The organism is Paraburkholderia sp. CI3 (assembly GCF_050436505.1).
Lineage (GTDB): Bacteria > Pseudomonadota > Gammaproteobacteria > Burkholderiales > Burkholderiaceae > Paraburkholderia > Paraburkholderia tuberum.
Window position 1 is genome coordinate 1,086,754 of record NZ_JBNDMI010000002.1, and the last position, 17,282, is coordinate 1,104,035.

General features: G+C 62.3%; 16 protein-coding genes and 5 pseudogenes. 5 read left to right on the top strand and 16 right to left on the bottom strand.

Annotated features, from left to right (window positions below):
* Nucleotides 1-63: 63 nt before the first annotated feature.
* The 12 genes and pseudogenes from phnE to OKW29_RS07930 all read right to left on the bottom strand — a co-directional run bounded on the left by phnE (nucleotide 64) and on the right by OKW29_RS07930 (nucleotide 8,354).
* The gene (gene phnE / locus OKW29_RS07875; protein WP_184031376.1) at nucleotides 64-864 is read right to left on the bottom strand and encodes a phosphonate ABC transporter, permease protein PhnE; all 801 of its coding nucleotides are present in this window, start codon (nucleotides 862-864) and stop codon (nucleotides 64-66) included.
* The gene (locus OKW29_RS07880) at nucleotides 861-1,544 is read right to left on the bottom strand and encodes a phosphonate ABC transporter ATP-binding protein (RefSeq protein WP_429290593.1); all 684 of its coding nucleotides are present in this window, start codon (nucleotides 1,542-1,544) and stop codon (nucleotides 861-863) included. Before OKW29_RS07880 ends, phnE begins: the two co-directional genes overlap by 4 nt.
* 173 nt (nucleotides 1,545-1,717) lie before the next feature.
* Nucleotides 1,718-2,617 (bottom strand): phosphate/phosphite/phosphonate ABC transporter substrate-binding protein, encoded by a 900-nt coding sequence (locus OKW29_RS07885; protein ID WP_429290594.1) that lies wholly within the window; start codon nucleotides 2,615-2,617, stop codon nucleotides 1,718-1,720.
* A 65-nt stretch (nucleotides 2,618-2,682) separates the two neighbouring features.
* On the bottom strand, nucleotides 2,683-3,816 hold the full coding sequence (locus OKW29_RS07890; RefSeq protein WP_429290595.1) for an alpha-D-ribose 1-methylphosphonate 5-triphosphate diphosphatase: 1,134 nt from the start codon (nucleotides 3,814-3,816) through the stop codon (nucleotides 2,683-2,685).
* Between the two features lie 503 nt (nucleotides 3,817-4,319).
* A pseudogene (locus OKW29_RS07895) lies at nucleotides 4,320-4,565 on the bottom strand (SMP-30/gluconolactonase/LRE family protein); the annotation flags it as partial.
* A 202-nt stretch (nucleotides 4,566-4,767) separates the two neighbouring features.
* A complete protein-coding gene (locus OKW29_RS07900) occupies nucleotides 4,768-5,646 on the bottom strand; it encodes an SDR family NAD(P)-dependent oxidoreductase (protein WP_429290596.1) in 879 nt (292 codons plus the stop codon).
* 86 nt (nucleotides 5,647-5,732) lie between these two features.
* On the bottom strand, nucleotides 5,733-6,044 hold the full coding sequence (locus OKW29_RS07905; RefSeq protein WP_429290597.1) for an NIPSNAP family protein: 312 nt from the start codon (nucleotides 6,042-6,044) through the stop codon (nucleotides 5,733-5,735).
* 44 nt (nucleotides 6,045-6,088) lie between these two features.
* Nucleotides 6,089-6,376, bottom strand: coding sequence for a CoxG family protein (locus OKW29_RS07910; RefSeq protein WP_429290598.1), 288 nt, complete (start codon nucleotides 6,374-6,376; stop codon nucleotides 6,089-6,091).
* A 19-nt stretch (nucleotides 6,377-6,395) separates the two neighbouring features.
* Nucleotides 6,396-6,539: pseudogene (locus tag OKW29_RS07915) on the bottom strand (CoxG family protein); the annotation flags it as partial.
* A 9-nt stretch (nucleotides 6,540-6,548) separates the two neighbouring features.
* Nucleotides 6,549-7,430: an NAD(P)-dependent oxidoreductase gene (locus OKW29_RS07920; protein WP_429290599.1), complete on the bottom strand. Its 882-nt coding sequence runs from the start codon at nucleotides 7,428-7,430 to the stop codon at nucleotides 6,549-6,551.
* A gap of 14 nt (nucleotides 7,431-7,444) precedes the next feature.
* Nucleotides 7,445-7,903 (bottom strand): molybdopterin cofactor-binding domain-containing protein, encoded by a 459-nt coding sequence (locus OKW29_RS07925; RefSeq protein ID WP_429290600.1) that lies wholly within the window; start codon nucleotides 7,901-7,903, stop codon nucleotides 7,445-7,447.
* Between the two features lie 28 nt (nucleotides 7,904-7,931).
* Nucleotides 7,932-8,354, bottom strand: a complete 423-nt coding sequence (locus tag OKW29_RS07930) for an FAD binding domain-containing protein (RefSeq protein WP_429290601.1) — start codon at nucleotides 8,352-8,354, stop codon at nucleotides 7,932-7,934.
* 590 nt (nucleotides 8,355-8,944) lie between these two features.
* Here OKW29_RS07930 and OKW29_RS07935 point away from each other — a divergent pair.
* From OKW29_RS07935 to OKW29_RS07945, 3 genes and pseudogenes are all read left to right on the top strand, one after another.
* Entirely contained in the window at nucleotides 8,945-10,357 is a 1,413-nt protein-coding gene (locus OKW29_RS07935) for a DHA2 family efflux MFS transporter permease subunit (RefSeq protein ID WP_429290759.1), read from the top strand.
* 81 nt (nucleotides 10,358-10,438) lie between these two features.
* Nucleotides 10,439-10,753 (top strand): annotated as a pseudogene (locus OKW29_RS07940) (catalase-related domain-containing protein); the annotation flags it as partial.
* Nucleotides 10,754-10,802: 49 nt separating this feature from the next.
* Nucleotides 10,803-11,399: pseudogene (locus tag OKW29_RS07945) on the top strand (ankyrin repeat domain-containing protein); the annotation flags it as partial.
* On the opposite strand, the gene OKW29_RS07950 reads toward OKW29_RS07945, so the two are convergent.
* The 4 genes from OKW29_RS07950 to OKW29_RS07965 form a co-directional block, all read right to left on the bottom strand.
* A complete protein-coding gene (locus OKW29_RS07950) occupies nucleotides 11,399-13,663 on the bottom strand; it encodes a molybdopterin cofactor-binding domain-containing protein (RefSeq protein ID WP_429290602.1) in 2,265 nt (754 codons plus the stop codon). The pseudogene OKW29_RS07945 and the gene OKW29_RS07950 overlap by 1 nt on opposite strands.
* On the bottom strand, nucleotides 13,663-14,115 hold the full coding sequence (locus OKW29_RS07955) for a (2Fe-2S)-binding protein (RefSeq protein ID WP_429290603.1): 453 nt from the start codon (nucleotides 14,113-14,115) through the stop codon (nucleotides 13,663-13,665). The genes OKW29_RS07950 and OKW29_RS07955 overlap by 1 nt, the downstream gene beginning before the upstream one ends.
* A 71-nt stretch (nucleotides 14,116-14,186) precedes the next feature.
* Entirely contained in the window at nucleotides 14,187-14,498 is a 312-nt protein-coding gene (locus OKW29_RS07960; RefSeq protein ID WP_187616580.1) for a high-potential iron-sulfur protein, read from the bottom strand.
* Between the two features lie 16 nt (nucleotides 14,499-14,514).
* Nucleotides 14,515-15,513 carry an aldo/keto reductase gene (locus tag OKW29_RS07965; protein WP_018422833.1) on the bottom strand — a complete coding sequence of 333 codons (999 nt, stop codon included), beginning with the start codon at nucleotides 15,511-15,513 and terminating at the stop codon, nucleotides 14,515-14,517.
* A gap of 145 nt (nucleotides 15,514-15,658) precedes the next feature.
* Here OKW29_RS07965 and OKW29_RS07970 point away from each other — a divergent pair, with 145 nt between their 5' ends.
* Complete coding sequence (locus OKW29_RS07970) at nucleotides 15,659-16,114, top strand: winged helix-turn-helix transcriptional regulator (RefSeq protein WP_184062629.1); 456 nt, start codon at nucleotides 15,659-15,661, stop codon at nucleotides 16,112-16,114.
* Nucleotides 16,115-16,488: 374 nt separating this feature from the next.
* Nucleotides 16,489-17,055, top strand: a pseudogene (locus tag OKW29_RS07975) (efflux RND transporter permease subunit); the annotation flags it as partial.
* Nucleotides 17,056-17,282 lie beyond the last annotated feature (227 nt).

Here is a 17,282-nt window from a genome sequence, read left to right on the forward strand (position 1 = left end):
ACTTCCCATGACGATCGCGCCAGGGCATGTAGAGCGACGGCGACGCAGGTGAGCGGCCCGCGTTCAGGTGACACGGCTGCGCAGGTAAGCGGAAACGCGTTCGGCACAGACGACCAGGACGAAGGTGGCGATCAACAGGAACGACACCGTCTGGTACTGGAACAGGTTCATTGCAGTCAGCAACTGGAAGCCGATTCCCCCTGCTCCAACAAAGCCGAGCACGAGCGACGAGCGCAGGTTTTCGTCGAAGCGGAACAGCCCAATGCCGAGCAGCGAGGGCAACACGCCCGGCACGACAGCATGGCTTAACACCTGCAGGCGCCCTGCACCGGTCAGCGTCAACGCTTCGACGGGGCCCATATCCATGTCTTCGATTACTTCCGCGAACAGCCGCCCAAGCATGCCGACCGAATGGACCGCAAGCGCAAGTGCGCCCGGAAACGGCCCCAGCCCGACCGCCGTGACGAACAACAGTGCCCAGACCAGATCGGGCACTGCCCGGGTGACGCCGATCAGCGCGCGCGCGGCGTAGTACAGGGGCAGCGCCGGTGTGACATTCGCGGCCGCCAGAATCGACAGCGGAAAGGCGAGCAGCACCCCGAACACCGTGCCGAAAATCGCCAGGTCAATCGTTTCGAGAACCGGCCACAAGTTCGGGACGAACTGATCGAACGCCGGCGGCAAGGCGCGCGAAATGATGTCGACCATACCGTGGGCACCGGTAACCAGATCCTGCGGACGGGCCTGGACGACGATCCACGCCTGCACAAACAGCGCGAACAGCACGACGGCGGCACACACCGACCAGATGGTCCGGCTGCTCGACGAGCCCGTCGATGCACGCATTTCAAGAACCTTGCTCATGACGTCTCGGCCAAATAAAGGCTCGCGATCTGTTGACGGGAGACGGCCGACGCCGTCCGATCGAATTCAAGCAGGCCGCCGCGCAGACCGATCAGTCTGTCGGCATATCGCGTCGCCAGTTCGGGCTGGTGCAGTACGCACACCACCGCGAGACCGTCCTCGTCGGCGAGGCGGCGCAGCAGCCGCATGACTTCGTCAGCCGCTTCGGGGTCCAGACTGGCGACCGGCTCATCGGCGAGCAAGACGTGAGGACGTTGGGCCAGCGCACGGGCCACCGCCACGCGCTGCGCCTGTCCGCCCGAAAGCGTGCCGGCGCGCTGGCGCGCCAGATGCAGCAAGCCGACCTCGTCCAGATAGGACAGCGCCGGATCGATCTCCTCGCGAGGCACCCGACCCAGCGCGGTTGCCAGCGTCCGGTGTCGGCCGAGCGCGCCGCAGCAGACGTTCGCCAGCACGCTGCGCCGCTTCACGAGATTGGCGTTCTGCGAGATCAACGCAAGCGGCAGACGCGCCTCACGCAAAGCTTTGCCCGACAGTGCGGCGAGATCGCGCCCAGCCACCTCGACCGACCCGGCGGTCGGCCGATTCAGTCCGACCACGCACTTCATGAAGGTCGACTTGCCGCTGCCATTGCTGCCCAGCACCACGACCAGCTCACCGGCGTGGACCGACACATTCATGCCGCGCAGCGCAGTGTGGCCATTTGCGTAACGCATCGTCAGATCACGGACAGCCAGCTTTACGCCGGGCCCACGCGTCGTATGGAGTGCTGCTCCGGGTAGGCTCGACACGCCGGCTGAAAACCGGCTCGCCGAATCTATCGGGACGCCACCCGAGGTGCTGGACAGAGTGCTCACAGTTTTGCCAGGTCGATGTGAAGAGTCGAAACCAGATCGCGGATCTGGTTATAAGCAGCATCCGTTTGCGGCACCGTCTTCAGTTCCGGGTTCTGGTTCGATGCCAGGAACTTCTGATCGGCTTCCGGTAATTGGCGTAGATCGAGCGAACTCAGCACACTGGCCAGACGGGCCTTGAAATCCGCCGGCAAGTCTCCGCGCACGGCCAGCGGGTCGAGCGGAATCGGTTCCGATTTCCACAGCGTCACGTAAGCCGCAGGATCGAATTCGTTGTGTAGCTTGGCGCTGGCGATTTCTTCGCTGTTCAGCTCGCCCGCTTCGACCTTGTGGTTGCGCAGCGCCTCGAACGACGCCGTGTGGCTGCCCGCGTAGACCGCTTTTACGCCCTTGTCCGGATCGATGCCGTTCTTGCTCAGTCCGAAGGCGGGAAACAGATGGCCGGACGTCGACGCCGGATCGGCGTAAGCGAACGAGCGACCCTTGGTATCGCCCAGCGTCTTGATGCCCGAGCCGGGCCACGTGACGATGGAGGCGTAGTAAGTGGCCGGCTTGCCCTGCTCGCCGGCGAACGTGGCGACGGCTTCAGCGTGCGCGACCTGGTGCGCGAGCACGTAGCCGAGGGGACCGAATTCGCCGAATTCGAGCTTGTTGTTGCGCATTGCCTCGATCTCGGCGTTATAGCTGGTTGCGACGTAAAGTTGCACCGTGCAGCCAAGCTTGTCGCCGATCATCCTGGCGAGATCCGTATAGACCGGCAGCATGCGCTGGGCCGATTCGTATGGTTCGACACCAAAGCGAACCACGCCATCGTTCGGACACGTACCAGCTGCATGTGCCGTAACGGAGACAAAACTCACGGCCAGAGCCGCGGCAGATAGAATTTTGGAGACCTTCATATTTTCCTCAATTTATGTTTCGTACATGCCAGGCGATTCAACAACGGATTGCTTTGTTCCGTCCATCAGACGACGCGTTCGCCTGCCCGATACGTCGCGCGGGGGACAGGCAGCGCATCGTGCATCCGCACGCGCACAAAATCGGCACGCAAACCGGGGGCGATCGCGCCGCGGTCGTCCAACCCCACTGCGCGCGCGGGTTGCGCGGATACCGTTGCCATCGCGCGCGGCAGCGTCCAGCCGGCCTTGCCGACCAGTTCGAAGGCGGCGGTCAACAGGCTCGAGGGCACGTAGTCCGAGGACAGGATGTCGAGCAGTCCGGCTTGCGCAAGTTCGATTGCCGAGACGTTGCCCGAGTGCGATCCGCCTCTTACGACGTTGGGCGCGCCCATAATCGTAGCGATGCCGTGTTCGCGTGCGGCTTGCGCGGCGATGCGGGTGGTTGGGAATTCCGCCAGGACGATGCCTTCGGCCGCTGCCTGTTCAACATGCTCGATTACGGTGTCGTCGTGGCTCGCCACCGGCACGCCGAGCTCCATGCAGCGCGCAACGATCTCGCGACGGTGCCGGTCGGCGAAACGTTCCTGTCCGTCTGAAAGCTCAGCAATCACGGCGGCGAAGTGTTCGTCGGTCAATTTGCCGTGCCGTTCCTGCCAGCGACGCCATTGATCCCGATCGTGCCATTGGCGCTGGCCCGGCGTGTGATCCATCACCGAAGCGAGCCGCAGCAATGGATGCGTGCACAGTGAATCGAATACATTCACGACGTCGGGGGCGGCGATTTCGCAGCGCAGGTGGAGGAAATGCTCGGCACGCAGCAACTCGCACGCGGACAGGCGCGCGAGTGCCTCCACGCACTGCGTCTGAAGATCCCGGCTGTGCATGTCGACGTCCGAACGCGCGCCGATCCTGAGCGAATCGAATACGGTTGTGATGCCCGCCGCGGCCACCTGTGCGTCATGAATCACCAACGCCGCGTCGATATTCCATCTCACGCCCGGCCGCGGCGCCAGATGCTTCTCGAGATTGTCTGTGTGTAGTTCGACCAGGCCCGGCAACAGATAGTCACCGTTCCAGTCTTCGGCTTCGGCCGCCGACGTCGTGCCCCGTTCAAGGTCGACAATGACGCCGTTTTCAATCCGCAAGGTTCCCGTAAATTCCTCGTCCCGCGTGACGACGCGAGCGTTCCTGATCAGCATCGACATGCTCCGTATGTGTGTCGGCTTTAGCGTGCTGCTGTACGACGCAGCGTTGGTCGTGATTCGACGCGATGAGTCGTGTTGTTGCGTTTGCGATCTCGGCGCTCCGCCCGGCAGAAAGCGACGCTCGTGCTTCATGGGCGTTTCCTGCCGGCCCAGAAAGCGGTTGCTGGCCGCACTTTCGTCTAAACGTCTAGATGTTTAGGGAAAGATCCACCCGGCCGATTCCGCGAGCACGACCGTGATGGCTTCATCACGGTCCGCGCTCTACCATGCACGACTGCGAATTCATTTCACCCGACCGGAATGACAAGACCATGACAGCGACCGACAACAAACACCGAGAGTTTCAATCGAGCGCGGAGTAGACGTTGTAATGGAGCGGCAGATCGAACAGATTCTTGATTGACGAGGTGGTCACGGGCATCGCAAGTGGACGCCATTCATCGTCGATGAGCATCGAGGGCAGTCGCAATGCTGAAGCTGGCTGCCTCAACACTGGCTCATGTTGGGACGGCCGCCTTGGCATCCACGTAAAGCGCGTAGAGCGACTGGCCGGCGGCCATGAACAGGCGGTTGTGCGCAGCGCCGCCAAAGCACAGGTTCGCACAGCGTTCAGGCAGCGCGATGCGGCCGATGGCCTCGCCGTCCGGTGCGAACACCATCACGCCGTTCAACGTCGGTCCTGTACCCTAGCCGGCCCACAGGTTGCCGTCGGTGTCGCAGCGAAAGCCATCCGGCGCGCCGTGCTCGCCGTCGCCGAACCACACGGGCCCTTCACCAAAGCGCATTCCAGTCGCAAGGCGCTCCACTGCGGCATTGGTAATGCGATATTTCAGAAAGCACGGATCGAGGACCTCCACCGACGGATCGGGATAGGTTTCGCTCTGTCGCCACCTTGGAATCTCTACCATCTCCCATCTTCCACTTACGATTTGCGGGGCGGGCAAGTCAGTCGTTCTTCCGGATATACGCTGCGAACGCCTGCTCGTAGTCCGGATGCCAACGCGATAGCGCCGGGCGATTCTCTACAATGTCTCCCGCAGCCCAAAGGATGCGTCGCTCGTCGAGGGAGCGAGGCACATCGTTGTCGGGGCACAGAATGTAGAAATCGCCGGCACCCAGTCGCTCGATCATGAAATCGACAGTCTGCTCGGGCGTCCAGGCAGCGCCCGGTTTCTCGGTACGACCTTGAGCGGCAAGCTCCGTAAACACAAAGCCAGGAATCAGCAAATGCGCGCTGATCCGGCAGCCCGGCGTATTGCGCAACTCGTGCTGCAGTGCTTCGGTAAACGCCTTCAGGCCGGCCTTGGACACGTTATAAGCCGGGTCGCCGGGCGGCGTCGTGATGCCCTGCTTCGAACCGGTGTTAATGACGAGGCCCGGGCGTCCGCGCGCGATCATCGCGGGCACGAAGGTCTGAGTGCCACGGATGACACCCCACAGGTTGACGTCGAGCACCCGCTCCCAGTTAGCAGCCGCGCCGAACATGGCGCTACCCGGTTGAATCCCCGCATTGTTCATGAGGATATCCGTGCCGCCGAAGCGATCCCGAACGGCTGCTTCGAGGCGGACCAGGTCTTCGAGGCGGCTGACGTCCGTCTCGACGGCCAGTACATCCTTCGCGCCTTCAGCAGCCACGCTGGCAATCGCCTGCTTCGCGTGCGCCAGGCGGTCCTCACCCAGATCCGCAATGCACACGCGAAGCCCGAGCTGCGCGAACCGCTTCGCCGAGGCGAGTCCAATGCCGGCAGCGCCGCCTGTCACGACGGCGACGGCTCCGGGAGTGAAAGTAAAGTGTGTCATCAATAGTCCTTTCTGATACGTCATAAAACGTCAGCCCGCCACCTCACAAGCAGATCGCCAAACGGCAGGTACGTCGATAGGTCGCGCGGCCGGGAAATTCGTCACTCACCTCAGTCCATTGGGCAAAACGGCACTGGCGACAGAAACACCGATTCCTGATGGACGAGATACGGCAGGATGCGCGGCGTGAAAGCTTGCCAGCGCGGATCGGCTGCGAGTTTCGCGCGCTGCGCTGCCCGATGCGCGTAGTCCTCGTAGCCCCAGCAGAACACGATCGAGTTCAGCGTGCCTGAGTCCTTCGTCCCGCAACCCTTGAGGCGGGCGTACTGACTGATGATGCCGAGCCCTTCGCGCTCGTAGATGTCCAGGAACTCGCCTGTCTTTCCCGCCGTAATCTGATATGTACGCATTTCTACCAACATGATTCCCTCTGTTTCGATCGGTACTCTCTCGCAGCACACCGCCGTCAGACCGCATGGCTTTCGACATGCGCCTTCAGCGCGCTGAAGAACTCGTCGAGATTCTTGCTCGCGGCGGACTGAATCAGGCGCGAACCCACGCTCATCAGCTTCCCGCCAATCTCGACGTCAGCGTCGTACACCAGCACGGTCGTATTGCCTTGCGCTCCAAGCTGCAGGCGCGCAGTGACTTTGGGAAAGCCCAGCACACCTGCACTGCCCATACCGGCAATCGTATAGGCCCTGGGCGGATCGAGATCGGACAATTCGACGTTGCTTTTGAAGGTCGCCGCCATCGCGGCCAACGCGAATCTGCACGGTCGATTCGAAATGCAGGTCGTCGAGCCTCTTCAGCGCTTTGCAGCCAGGCAGGCATGCTTCGAGTACTACGGGATCGTTCAATGCACGCCATGCGGCTTCAGGGGGCACGGGCAGGATGGTTTGATCTGTCAGCTTCATCGCCGCCGCTCAGCGCTCGTAGAGTTTGAACAGCGCCTGCGTGCCGTTGCGCGCGCAGCCCCGCTCGGCCAACTCCTGGTACATTACGCGCACCAGTTCCAGACCCGGCAATTCACGTCCCATGCTCCCCGCTTCCTCGTGCGCAATCCGCATGTCCTTGATGAAATGCTCGATGAAGAAACCGGGCGCAAAATCGCCCTTGGCAATGCGCGGCCCCAGGTTGTTCAGCTGGAATCCACCCGCCGCACCTCCGCCAATCGCGCTCAATACGGTGTCGGCATCCAGCCCGGCGCTGTGCGCATAGGCGAGCCCTTCGCACACGCCCATCATCGTCGATGCAATGACGATCTGATTGCACAGCTTCGTGTGCTGACCCGCACCCGGGCCGCCTTGCAGGGCGATGTTGGTGCCGAGGCAGCGCAACATCGGTTCCACGCGTGCGAGCACAGCGCTTGCGCCGCCGACCATGATCGACAGGCGCCCTTCGCGCGCACCGATGTCGCCGCCCGATACCGGCGCATCCAGCATGTGCACCCCGCGCTCAGCGGCGTGCGCGGCCAACTCTTCGGCCAGTTTTGGACTCGACGTCGTCATGTCGACCAGCACCGCATCGCGCCGCGCATGCGCGATCAGACCGTCGTCGCCCAGATATAGTGTGCGGACGTCCGCGGGGGTGCCGACAATCGTGAACACGACGTCCGATACTTCGGCGAGCGCCCGCGGGGTCGCTTGCCATGTCGCGCCGGCCTCGATGAGCGGCTCAGCCTTCGCACGCGTACGGTTATAGACATGCAGCGGATAGCCGGCGGCGGCGAGCCGCGAGGCCATCGAGAAACCCATGATGCCAAGGCCGATAAAGCCAATCGCGGGTTTGCCTGTAGATTGATTCATGATGGTTGGTCCCTTCAGAGTTTGTCGCGCAGCAAGTCGCGCAATAGCATGGGAGTCAGTGGATGACGGTCGGCAACGACGCCAAATGGCGCCAGCGCATCATTGACCGCGTTGGTCAATGCGCCGATCGCTCCCATCACCCCGCCTTCGGCCATCCCCTTGATGCCGGCCGCCGTCGACTTGCCAGGCGTATGCAGCGGGATGATCTCGAAGTTGGGCAATTCAGTTGAAGTAGCGATCAGGTAGTCGGCGAGTGAGCCGGTCACGTTCTGTCCCGAGTCGTCGTAACGCATCTGCTCGAACAGCGCGCCCGACAGTCCCATCGCCACGGCGCCATGCTGCTGCCCTTCCACCACGGTGGGATTGAGCAGCGTGCCGCAGTTTTCGGCGACGACGTAACGCGCGATACGGATGGCGCCGGTCAAGACGTCCACCTCGATCTCGCATCCATGAGCCGCATTCGAATAGGTCATGGCCGGAGGGTCGTAAGTCAGGTGAAATTCAAGGCCCGGCGTCAAACCTTGCGCCTGGCGTGCTCGCAATGAGCGGTAATTGCGCCGCGGGGTCCGCATGCGCGAGACTGCCGCCGAGCGTCCCGCGCTGTCGGATCGCGTAATGTCCGATCGTCGCCGCCGCTTCAGCCGGTAGCGGGCAAGCAGCGCGCACTGTGTTGCTGGTGGCCAGCTCGTGATGGCGCGTCATTGCGCCGACCGCTAGCGTATCGGGTTCAAGCGTGACGCCCTTGAGTTGAGGCAGCGCATTCAGATCGACCAGGTGCGCCGGTTGCGCGAAGCGCATATTCATCATCGGCGCGAGGCTTTGTCCTCCGGCGATCAGCTTGGCGTCAAAACCGTGAAGAGCGAGCAGCGACAGCGCGTCGTCGAGCGTGCTCGGCCGGTGATACGAAAATGCGGTGGGCTTCATACGCGTTGCGCCTGCGCACTCAGGCTGCGATTCCGGGCGATGACAGGCAACCCGCGACAGCCCCGCCCGCCGATAACCGAGGCAATCGACGACGGCCATTCCCGATTCGCTTGACGCTGCTCATGAGTCGCTCCAGCCGCGTGCGCGGCGCTGTTCACCCCGTGGGATAGCTACTGCTTCAGCCATCGCATTGGCAACGAGGATATCGCCGATAAATTAAATCGTCAATTGACGACTAAATTTCCATGAACAGTCTCGACGTCGATCCAGCATGCAAGCTGGTGTATTTGCCTGTTTGTAAGGGAAATCGCGATGTGGCGTTTTTTATCGGCCGTTTGATCGGCGCCATCCCTGCCTTCATGCCCCTCCCTTGTGAACCGGCTTTTCAAATACGTCTTCACATGACGACTTATGATTTGATAGAGTACATCGTCCGCAAGCATGAACCGGTGTCGCCATGCTCCCGGTCTAGCCATGCACTATCTCAGTGCCATCGCGAAGCGAGCTTCATCTGTGACTGCCGGCATCGGCAAACACCCGCGCCAAGGCGTTTGCGAGTCTGCCACTCAACCCGTATCGGTTCTCCGCTCATGTCTTTGTCAAGCCGTCAATCGGTCGTCATTGCGTTGATCGTCGCCAGTGCCTATTTCATGGAGAACCTCGACGCTACGGTGATTGCGACGGCGCTGCCCCACATGGCCGCTACGTTCGGCGTCACTCCAGTGAGGTTGAGTATCGGCATGACCGCCTATCTGCTCGCGCTCGCGGTTTTCATCCCGATCAGCGGCTGGGTGGCGGATCGCTTTGGGCAACGCTCTGTGTTCGGTAGCGCCATCGTCGTGTTCACGGGCGCCTCGATACTTTGCGGACTCAGCAACGGTCTCGTCGAATTCACACTCGCGCGGATCCTGCAGGGACTCGGCGGTGCAATGATGGTGCCGGTAGGCCGGCTCGCGGTGCTGCGCAGCACTGAGAAGCGTCATCTGATGCGCTCGATCGCCTACATTACCTGGCCCGGGTTGGCCGCACCGGTGCTGGGTCCAGCGCTGGGCGGCTTTATATCGACCTATTTCAGCTGGCGGTGGATCTTTTTGCTGAACGTACCGATCGGTCTGCTGGGTCTGGTGCTGACCGCCACGTTCATTCCGAACTACCGCGAATCGAGCGGCCGGCCGTTCGATGTGCCCGGATTCGTGCTTAGCGGAGTCGCGCTAACCTGCCTCATGTATGGCATGGAACTCGTTGGACAACCATATGGCGACTGGCACATCACGGTCGCGGCCCTGACGGGTGGCATGGTCGCCGCGGCCTTTGCGGTACGGCATTTCCGGCGTGCCGAACATCCGCTGATCGATCTTGCGCCGTGGCGAATCCCGACCTTTCGCTTGACCCTCGAAGGAGGTTCGTTGTATGTCGTCTCGGTCAGCGTTTCGCCCTTCCTGTTGCCGCTGTTCTTCCAACTCGGTTTCGGGCTGAACGCGTTCGCCGCCGGTTTGCTCGTGCTCGCTTACGCGGCCGGCAATCTGGCCATGAAGACCGTCACCACGCCCATTCTCAAGCGCTTTGGTTTTCGCAAGGTAATGATCGTGAATGGCCTGCTCACTGCCGCCACCATCGCCCTGTGCGCCCTACTCTCGCCGGACACGCCACGCACGCTGATCATGCTGGTGCTGCTGATCGGCGGGCTATGCCGATCGATGCAGTTCACCAGCATCAACACGCTCGCATTCGCGGACGTGCCGTCGGCGCGGATGAGTTCGGCGAGCACGTTTTTCAGCATGGTCCAGCAGATGACCATCGGTCTAGGCATCGCATTCGGTGCGATCGCGCTGCATGCTGCAGTCCTGATACATGGCGGCCACGCGCAGCTTTCGCTCGCTGACTTCCGGGTCGCGTTTCTGCTTGTCGCGGCGTTGGTACTGATCTCCATGCTCTACTTTATCGGCATCGAACCCGATGCCGGCTGCGAGGTTAGCGGCCATACGCAAGCGGCATCGCAGTAGTGCGGAAATTGTATCGAGCGCATTGACGGCTACCGGTCCAAATTAAACAGAGAGAGTCCGTGCAGAATGACCCGGGTAGCGGAGATCTCGCAGCAGGCCAGGTACAAGTCCGTGCAGACGCCGCTCAGCGGAACGACGCAGCAAATGGCGATCCACAAGACGCTCGACTTCCGTCAGGCTGGCGAGTTCTACCGGACGCTACCTGAAGCCAACAAGGCGGATCGGGTCACGGCATTGTCGGGCGATCTGGGCCGTGTAACAAACGACGCGAACAAGTACACGATGCTGTCGTACTTCTACAAGGCTGATTCCCATTCCGGTACCCGCCTCGCGCGCGCCACACATGCGGATCTCGCACGCGTGCAGGATAGGGCGTCGCACCTTGGCAATACCTGAAGCCAGTAGGCCCCGTGTTGCCTGAATACGATTTCCGACGGAGAATGTCATGCGAGGTTTCTCTACTGCGCGGCGAGTAGTTCGAAACGCAGCCGTGGCAGCGATAGCCGCACTCCTGACCGCGAGTTGTGCGGAGCACGTTTATCGGCCAGCAACGTATTCCGGCACGGTCGACGCGCGGGGATACGCCGATGATTGGTTCGCCGCGGCGCGCGAAGGGCGCACCGATATCGTTCAATTGCTGATCGACGCACACTATCCGATCGAAACCGCAACGCCTGACGGATATACGGCGCTCATTCTTAGCGCGTATGACAATCACCCGGACACGCTAAAGGCGCTTCTTGCCGCACACGCCAACCCATGCGCCGCCGACAAGCACGGCAATACCGCGTTGATGGGTGCGCTTTTCAAGGGCGAAACGAACATTGCGCAAATATTGCTCGGGACGCGCTGCCCTATCGATCAAACCAACAATGCAGGGGAAACGGCGCTATCGTTTGCTGCGCTGTTCGGCCGGCTCGATATGCTTGCGGTGCTGGTGGCGCACGGAGCGAACGTCAATCATGTCGACGCACGCGGAGGCACCGCGCTGCAAATGGCCATTTCGCAACACAATACCGCCGCAACCGATGCGTTGCGCCGCTACGCCCGTTTCAGCAGCGACGTATCCACCGGCAACGCACGAATGCGCTGGCCGGTCGCATTGAAGATCGCGTTGCAGATGGCCGCTGAAGTCGGCGGCACGCCCGGCTCGCCAACACCGCCCGGCGGCGCATCGCTCGGCACGATATACACGTGTGTCTCGGGAACGGAATCGATACGGGCAACCTGGTAGTCCGTGAAGTTCGATTGCTCCGACGCGCCGTTCCGGAAAGTGAGTTCACTGTATAACGTGTTGCCGAGCGCCATCACCACCGCACCCTCGAACTGCGCAATAACCCGATCGGGATTGACGATGCGCCCGCAGTCGACGGCCAGATCGACGCGTGTCACACGCACCGAACCGTCGTCGGCCACCTGCACATGCGCGACCGCCGCCACGTAACTCAGAAAGCTGCGATGTACCGCAATCCCGCGCCCGTGCCGCGCCGGCAATACGGTCGACCACCCGGAGCGCACGGCGGCCGCGCGAACCACGGCCGCATAGCGGGCGGTGTCGATCGGATACTCGTCGATCGACGCGCCGTAGTTTGGGTAATCGACCCCTAGTGCATGCAGATCGACATGCCGCGGCGTGCCGAGCAGCGTGAGCAGGTGCTGCACCGGATCGTGCCGCGCGGCCGCGGCAAGTTCATCGACGAACGACCCTAATGCGAAGCCGTGGGGAATGTTGTACACCGATCGATACCAGCCGATGCGCGTGTGTGCAGAGGCGGCGCCGTTCTCACACCGCACGTTGGCGATGTCGTAAGGCATGTCGGTCACGCCCTGCCCCAGTTCACCCGCCGCCCCGTAACGGACATCAGCCTTGAATGTCGAACTGATCGACGGAAACACCGTGCGGTGCAACCACGCGACCGTCTTGCCTTGCGCATCGAGCCCGCCTTCCATGTGCTGGGCGCACACCGCATGGAAATAGTCGTTGTGCACATCGTCGTCGCGAGTCCACGTGAGCTTCACGGGAGCGCCAACCTCGCGTGACAGGAACGCCGCCTCGGCCACATAGTCAGGCTTGGACTTGCGGCCGAAGCCGCCGCCCAATAACGTGACATTGATCGTCACGGCCGGCTCCTGCAAGCCGAGCACCTGTGCCACGGTCGTGCGAGCCTGCTGTGGATTCTGCGTCGCGGTCCATACTTCAACCGCACCGTTCGCGTAGGACGCGGTCGCGGCGAGCGGCTCCATCGCCGCGTGCGCCAGGTGCGGCACATAGTAGTCCGCCGAGACATGGTGGGCGGCGCTCTTTAGCGCAGCCGCTGTGTCGCCGTTGTTGCGAACGATTTTGCCCGGCTGCCGCGCGGTGTCCTCGAGCGCCTTGCGATAAGCCTGACTGTCATAGGATGCATTCGGCCCAAGGTCCCAGTCGAGCCTCAATTTCCGCCGCCCTTGCATCGCAGACCAGGTGCTGGTTGCCACCACCGCGATGCCGCCCAGCGGCTGGAAACCGGCGGGCAACGGCGCAGCGGGAATGCGGACCACATGCAGCACGCCGGGCACTTTCATCGTTTCGGTCGAATCGACGCTCTTGAGCGTCGCGCCATAGACCACCGAACGTTCGATCGACGCGTACGTCATTCGGGGCAACACGACATCGATGCCGTACGTCGCCCGGCCGTGGACGATGTCGTCGAGATCGACGATCGGCAGCGACTTGCCGATATAGCGCCAGGTACCCTCGTCTTTCAGATGCAGCGTGTCACGGCCCGGCACCGGCTGACGCGCCGCCGCCGTTGCGAGCGCGCCGTAGGCCACGCGCCGCCCGCTCGCCGCATGCACGACATGACCCGGCTCAGTGTGGCAGGTCGCCGGCGCCACGCGCCATTGCACGGCGGCCGCCGCCACGAGCATCTGCCGGGCCGTGCCACCTGCTTCGCGCAATGGCTGGAAGAACTGGCGGATGCTGCGCGAGCCATCGGTATTCTGGTCGCCATACTTCGCATCGCCTTGCGCCTGCACGACCTTGACGGTGTTCCAGTCGGCATCGAGTTCGTCCGCAAGAATCATCGCGAGACTGGTGCGGATACCGGTCCCCATCTCCGAACGATGCACGACCAGAATGATCTCGCCGGACGGCGCGACCGAGACGTACACGTTCGGTGCGAAAGCCGCTTTAGCGCCATTCGCGGATGACAGCACGCTCGCCGCGAGTGCGGTACCCGCGCCGCCGATCTGCAAGCCCAGCACAACCCCACCTGCCAAAGTCCCTTTCAACACCCCGCGCCGGCTCAGATTGACGATTTCGCCCATCACGCCTCCGACGCTGCCGCCTTGATGGCGGCCTTGATGCGTTGATAGGTGCCACAGCGGCAAACATTGCCGGACATCGCTTCGACGATCTGCTCGTCACTCGGCTTCGGCGTCTGCTTGAGCAACGACGCGGCCTGCATGATCTGTCCAGGCTGGCAGTAACCGCACTGCGGCACATTGGCGGCTTTCCACGCGCGCTGCACGGGGTGATCGCCGCCTTTGCCGAGTCCCTCGATGGTCGTGACGGGCTTGCCCTGAACATCCGCCAGTGCGGTCACACACGAACGCACAGCGACACCGTCCAGATGGACCGTGCATGCGCCGCACGCGCCGACCCCGCAACCGAACTTGGTACCGTGCAGCCCGAGCAGATCACGGACTGCCCACAGCAGCGGCATATTCGCATCCGCATCGACGTTGTGATTAACGCCGTTCACAATGAGTTCCATCAACTGATTCCTCGTAGTCGACGCGAACGGCACGAAGTCGTCATGCGCCGTATCGCTTTACCCGCCCAAGCCTATCAGGCTCTCGCCTGATAGGCGTTGCACCATCCCGCGCCGCTCACCTGTTTCGCACCAAACAGCGCGCAAAGCGCGCTCGTGTCGGCTGGCTTGCCCTGATAGAACTGGCAATTCGAGCAGCGCTGGGTGGCGCTGAAGCGCGGATATTTCGCGTGATCGACGCGCGATGCGTCGGTCCGGTAGCCGAGCGCCTGCGCGGCCGGATCGCTTTCCTGAAGCTGCGTGGGCGCGGCCCACGCCGTGCCGCCGGTCATTGCCAGCGCCGCGGCGCCAACGGTATGCACAATGAAAGTTCGTCGATTGGTTCGCATGTTCAATACACTCCTTTCACGACACCAGAACACGTTGCGGCGGCGCCATAAACTCCGGGCCTACCGGGTCCTTGACGAATTGCGAGACGATCGCGTCGATTTGCGCGAAGGCCTTGTCGTCGAGTCGCCAGCCGAACGCGGCTTCGAGTCCGTCCAGTTGCGACGGACGGCGCGCACCCCACAGCGCGATCGTCGGGCCGCGGTCCAGCACCCAGCGCACTGCAAGCGCAAGCACCGACTTGTCGAAGTTATCGCGCGCGAAGACGTCCAGTGCTTTCACAGCGTCGACATACTGCTGACGACGCGGCGCACGGAACTTCGGGTCATGTTGACGCAGATCGTCACCCTCGAAACGCGTCTCGGCGCCGATGCGCCCTGCCAGCAATCCGCGGCACAGTGCGCCATAGGCGAGTGCAACCAGCCCATGCTGTTTCACATAAGGCAGCACATCGCGGTCGATGTCGCGTTCAAACAGGTTATAAGGCGGCTGCGTGGTGGACAGCGGCGCCACGCGGCGGAACGCGTCCATTTGCGCCGCAGAGAAATTGCTGACGCCGAGCGCGCGAACCTTGCCTTCCTTGCGTAGGTCGTTCAGCACCGCGGCCGTCTCTTCGATTGGCACGAGCGGATCGGGCCAGTGAACCTGGTATAGATCGATGTAATCTGTCCGCAAGCGCCGAAGTGTATCCTCTACTTCGTGACGAATGCGCTCCGGCGAAGCATTGCGAAATACCTTGCCGTCCTGCCATTCGAGAGCGACTTTAGTCGCGATGACTGCCTTGTGGCGATATCCATCGGCCAGTGCTTTGCCGACGATTTCCTCCGACGCGCCGAAGCCGTACGCCGGCGCCGTGTCGATAAGGTTCACGCCGCTGTCGAGCGCCCGGCGGATCACCGCAATCGAGTCCTTCTCATCAGTGCCGCCCCACATCCATCCGCCGATCGCCCACGTGCCCAGGCCGATACGCGATACAGGCGTCGATAAACCCTCAACTTCAATTGTTTCAATAGTCATGCGATGCTCTCTGGTTAAAGCGCCGCATCCATGTCGAATGCGGTCCGAGAAAATGCGACGTGCCCAAAGGACGGGCAGGCGAGTCGATTATTTCAGCCGGATCCGGCGATCACAAGAAGGCACCTGAAGGTTCCATACTTTCCCCATGGAAACAAATTGCTACGACGGCCCTCACGCCGCCGAGAACCCACAGAAGAAAACCGATGACCTCGCGCGCAACGTCATCGAGCAGATCGCCGACAAGTGGACGATCCTCGTGATCGACGCGCTGGGCACCCATGGCGAGATGCGTTTCTCGCGGCTACGCGACGAGGTGGGGGGCGTCAGTCAGAAGATGCTCACGAAGACCTTGCGGCAACTCGAGCGCGACGGTCTCGTCACGCGCTATGTGCATCCCGTGATACCGCCTCGTGTCGACTATCAGTTGACGCCGCTAGGACGCAGTCTGCTCGACAAGATCTGTGGGATCTGGGACTGGGTGGAAGCGCATATGGCGGAAATGGAATCGGCGCGACGGCAGTTCGATCTCGGCGAAAGGCGTACCGATCGCGCGCCTTCGAACCGGGACGCGGAGTCCGGCTCAGAAACGCGCCTGGAATAGCCGAACGCGCACTGTCAGGTTGGCCGCGAGCTTGGTAAGACGTTGCGACATCAGGGACGCCCGGAACGCGGCAAACGAGGAACGCATTCGCCTGGAAGCGCGGCGCGTTGGCAGCGCGCTTGCCATGGGTGGTCGGGTCGCCGGTGTCTTCCTGAACCGTCTCGATAGACGCGAGGCCGGCCACGATCGATAGATCGCGCGTGAGTCCTCACGTCACCGCACGTTCCCATCAACACCAGATAACAGAACGGTAATCTAGCCGACCGCAGCCCATAAGGGCCGCACCATCACACTCCTGACTCGCGAAGCCCGCGTCACGCGCTCTGACAGCGCAGGAACGCCGTGCCTTCATGGCCTCATTTCAGGAACCCGTCATGTGGATCGTCCAGCTCGCGCTGCGCCGCACTTATACCTTCGTGGTCCTCGCCGTACTGATCCTTATCGTCGGCCCGCTTGCGATACTGCGCACGCCGACCGATATCTTCCCGAACATCGATATCCCGGTGGTCAGCATCGTCTGGACGTACAACGGCTTTTCCGCCCAGGACATGGCCAATCGCATCACGTCGAATTACGAGCGCGCGCTGAGCTCGGACGTCGACGACATCGAGCATATCGAGTCGCAATCGCTGAACGGCGTCTCGGTGGTGAAGATCTTTTTCCATCCGGGCGCGGACATCAATCGCGCGATCGCCGAGGCAGCGTCGAACTCCGCATCGATCCTACGCGTGCTGCCGCCCGGCACGCTGCCGCCGAACATCATTACCTATAACGCCTCGACGGTGCCGATCCTGCAACTCGGCCTCTCCAGCGACACGCTCTCCGAACAGCAACTCTACGACCTCGGCAACAGCGCGATCCGCACTCAGTTGGCGACGGTACAAGGCGCGTCGGTGCCGCTGCCGTTCGGCGGCAAGGTCCGGCAGATCATGGTCGATATCGTTTGCTGGCATAGCCCCGCATCGCTAGAACGGTGTTCGCGCGTTGCCGACGATACCTTGTTCGTGAAGCGCGGCGGATGTCCGAAGCACCCCGGAAGCGGCCGATGGTATCGCAACCCCATGACCGGCCAATGTGGGTCGGCAAGACTCATCCATCCATGACATAGCTGACATTCACCGGCACCGGGTTGCGAAGGTCAGCAAAGCGACCTGCTGCCGCCGCACGC

Bases quoted from the DNA above. Each gene is read 5' to 3' on its own strand.
- phnE (WP_184031376.1), bottom strand. From the start codon at position 864: ATGAGCAAGGTTCTTGAAATGCGTGCATCGACGGGCTCGTCGAGCAGC.
- OKW29_RS07880 (WP_429290593.1), bottom strand. From the start codon at position 1,544: ATGAATGTGTCGGTCCACGCCGGTGAGCTGGTCGTGGTGCTGGGCAGC.
- OKW29_RS07885 (WP_429290594.1), bottom strand. From the start codon at position 2,617: ATGAAGGTCTCCAAAATTCTATCTGCCGCGGCTCTGGCCGTGAGTTTT.
- OKW29_RS07890 (WP_429290595.1), bottom strand. From the start codon at position 3,816: ATGCTGATCAGGAACGCTCGCGTCGTCACGCGGGACGAGGAATTTACG.
- OKW29_RS07900 (WP_429290596.1), bottom strand. From the start codon at position 5,646: ATGACGTATCAGAAAGGACTATTGATGACACACTTTACTTTCACTCCC.
- OKW29_RS07905 (WP_429290597.1), bottom strand. From the start codon at position 6,044: ATGTTGGTAGAAATGCGTACATATCAGATTACGGCGGGAAAGACAGGC.
- OKW29_RS07910 (WP_429290598.1), bottom strand. From the start codon at position 6,376: ATGGCGGCGACCTTCAAAAGCAACGTCGAATTGTCCGATCTCGATCCG.
- OKW29_RS07920 (WP_429290599.1), bottom strand. From the start codon at position 7,430: ATGAATCAATCTACAGGCAAACCCGCGATTGGCTTTATCGGCCTTGGC.
- OKW29_RS07925 (WP_429290600.1), bottom strand. From the start codon at position 7,903: ATGACCTATTCGAATGCGGCTCATGGATGCGAGATCGAGGTGGACGTC.
- OKW29_RS07930 (WP_429290601.1), bottom strand. From the start codon at position 8,354: ATGAAGCCCACCGCATTTTCGTATCACCGGCCGAGCACGCTCGACGAC.
- OKW29_RS07935 (WP_429290759.1), top strand. From the start codon at position 8,945: ATGTCTTTGTCAAGCCGTCAATCGGTCGTCATTGCGTTGATCGTCGCC.
- OKW29_RS07950 (WP_429290602.1), bottom strand. From the start codon at position 13,663: ATGGGCGAAATCGTCAATCTGAGCCGGCGCGGGGTGTTGAAAGGGACT.
- OKW29_RS07960 (WP_187616580.1), bottom strand. From the start codon at position 14,498: ATGCGAACCAATCGACGAACTTTCATTGTGCATACCGTTGGCGCCGCG.
- OKW29_RS07965 (WP_018422833.1), bottom strand. From the start codon at position 15,513: ATGACTATTGAAACAATTGAAGTTGAGGGTTTATCGACGCCTGTATCG.
- OKW29_RS07970 (WP_184062629.1), top strand. From the start codon at position 15,659: ATGGAAACAAATTGCTACGACGGCCCTCACGCCGCCGAGAACCCACAG.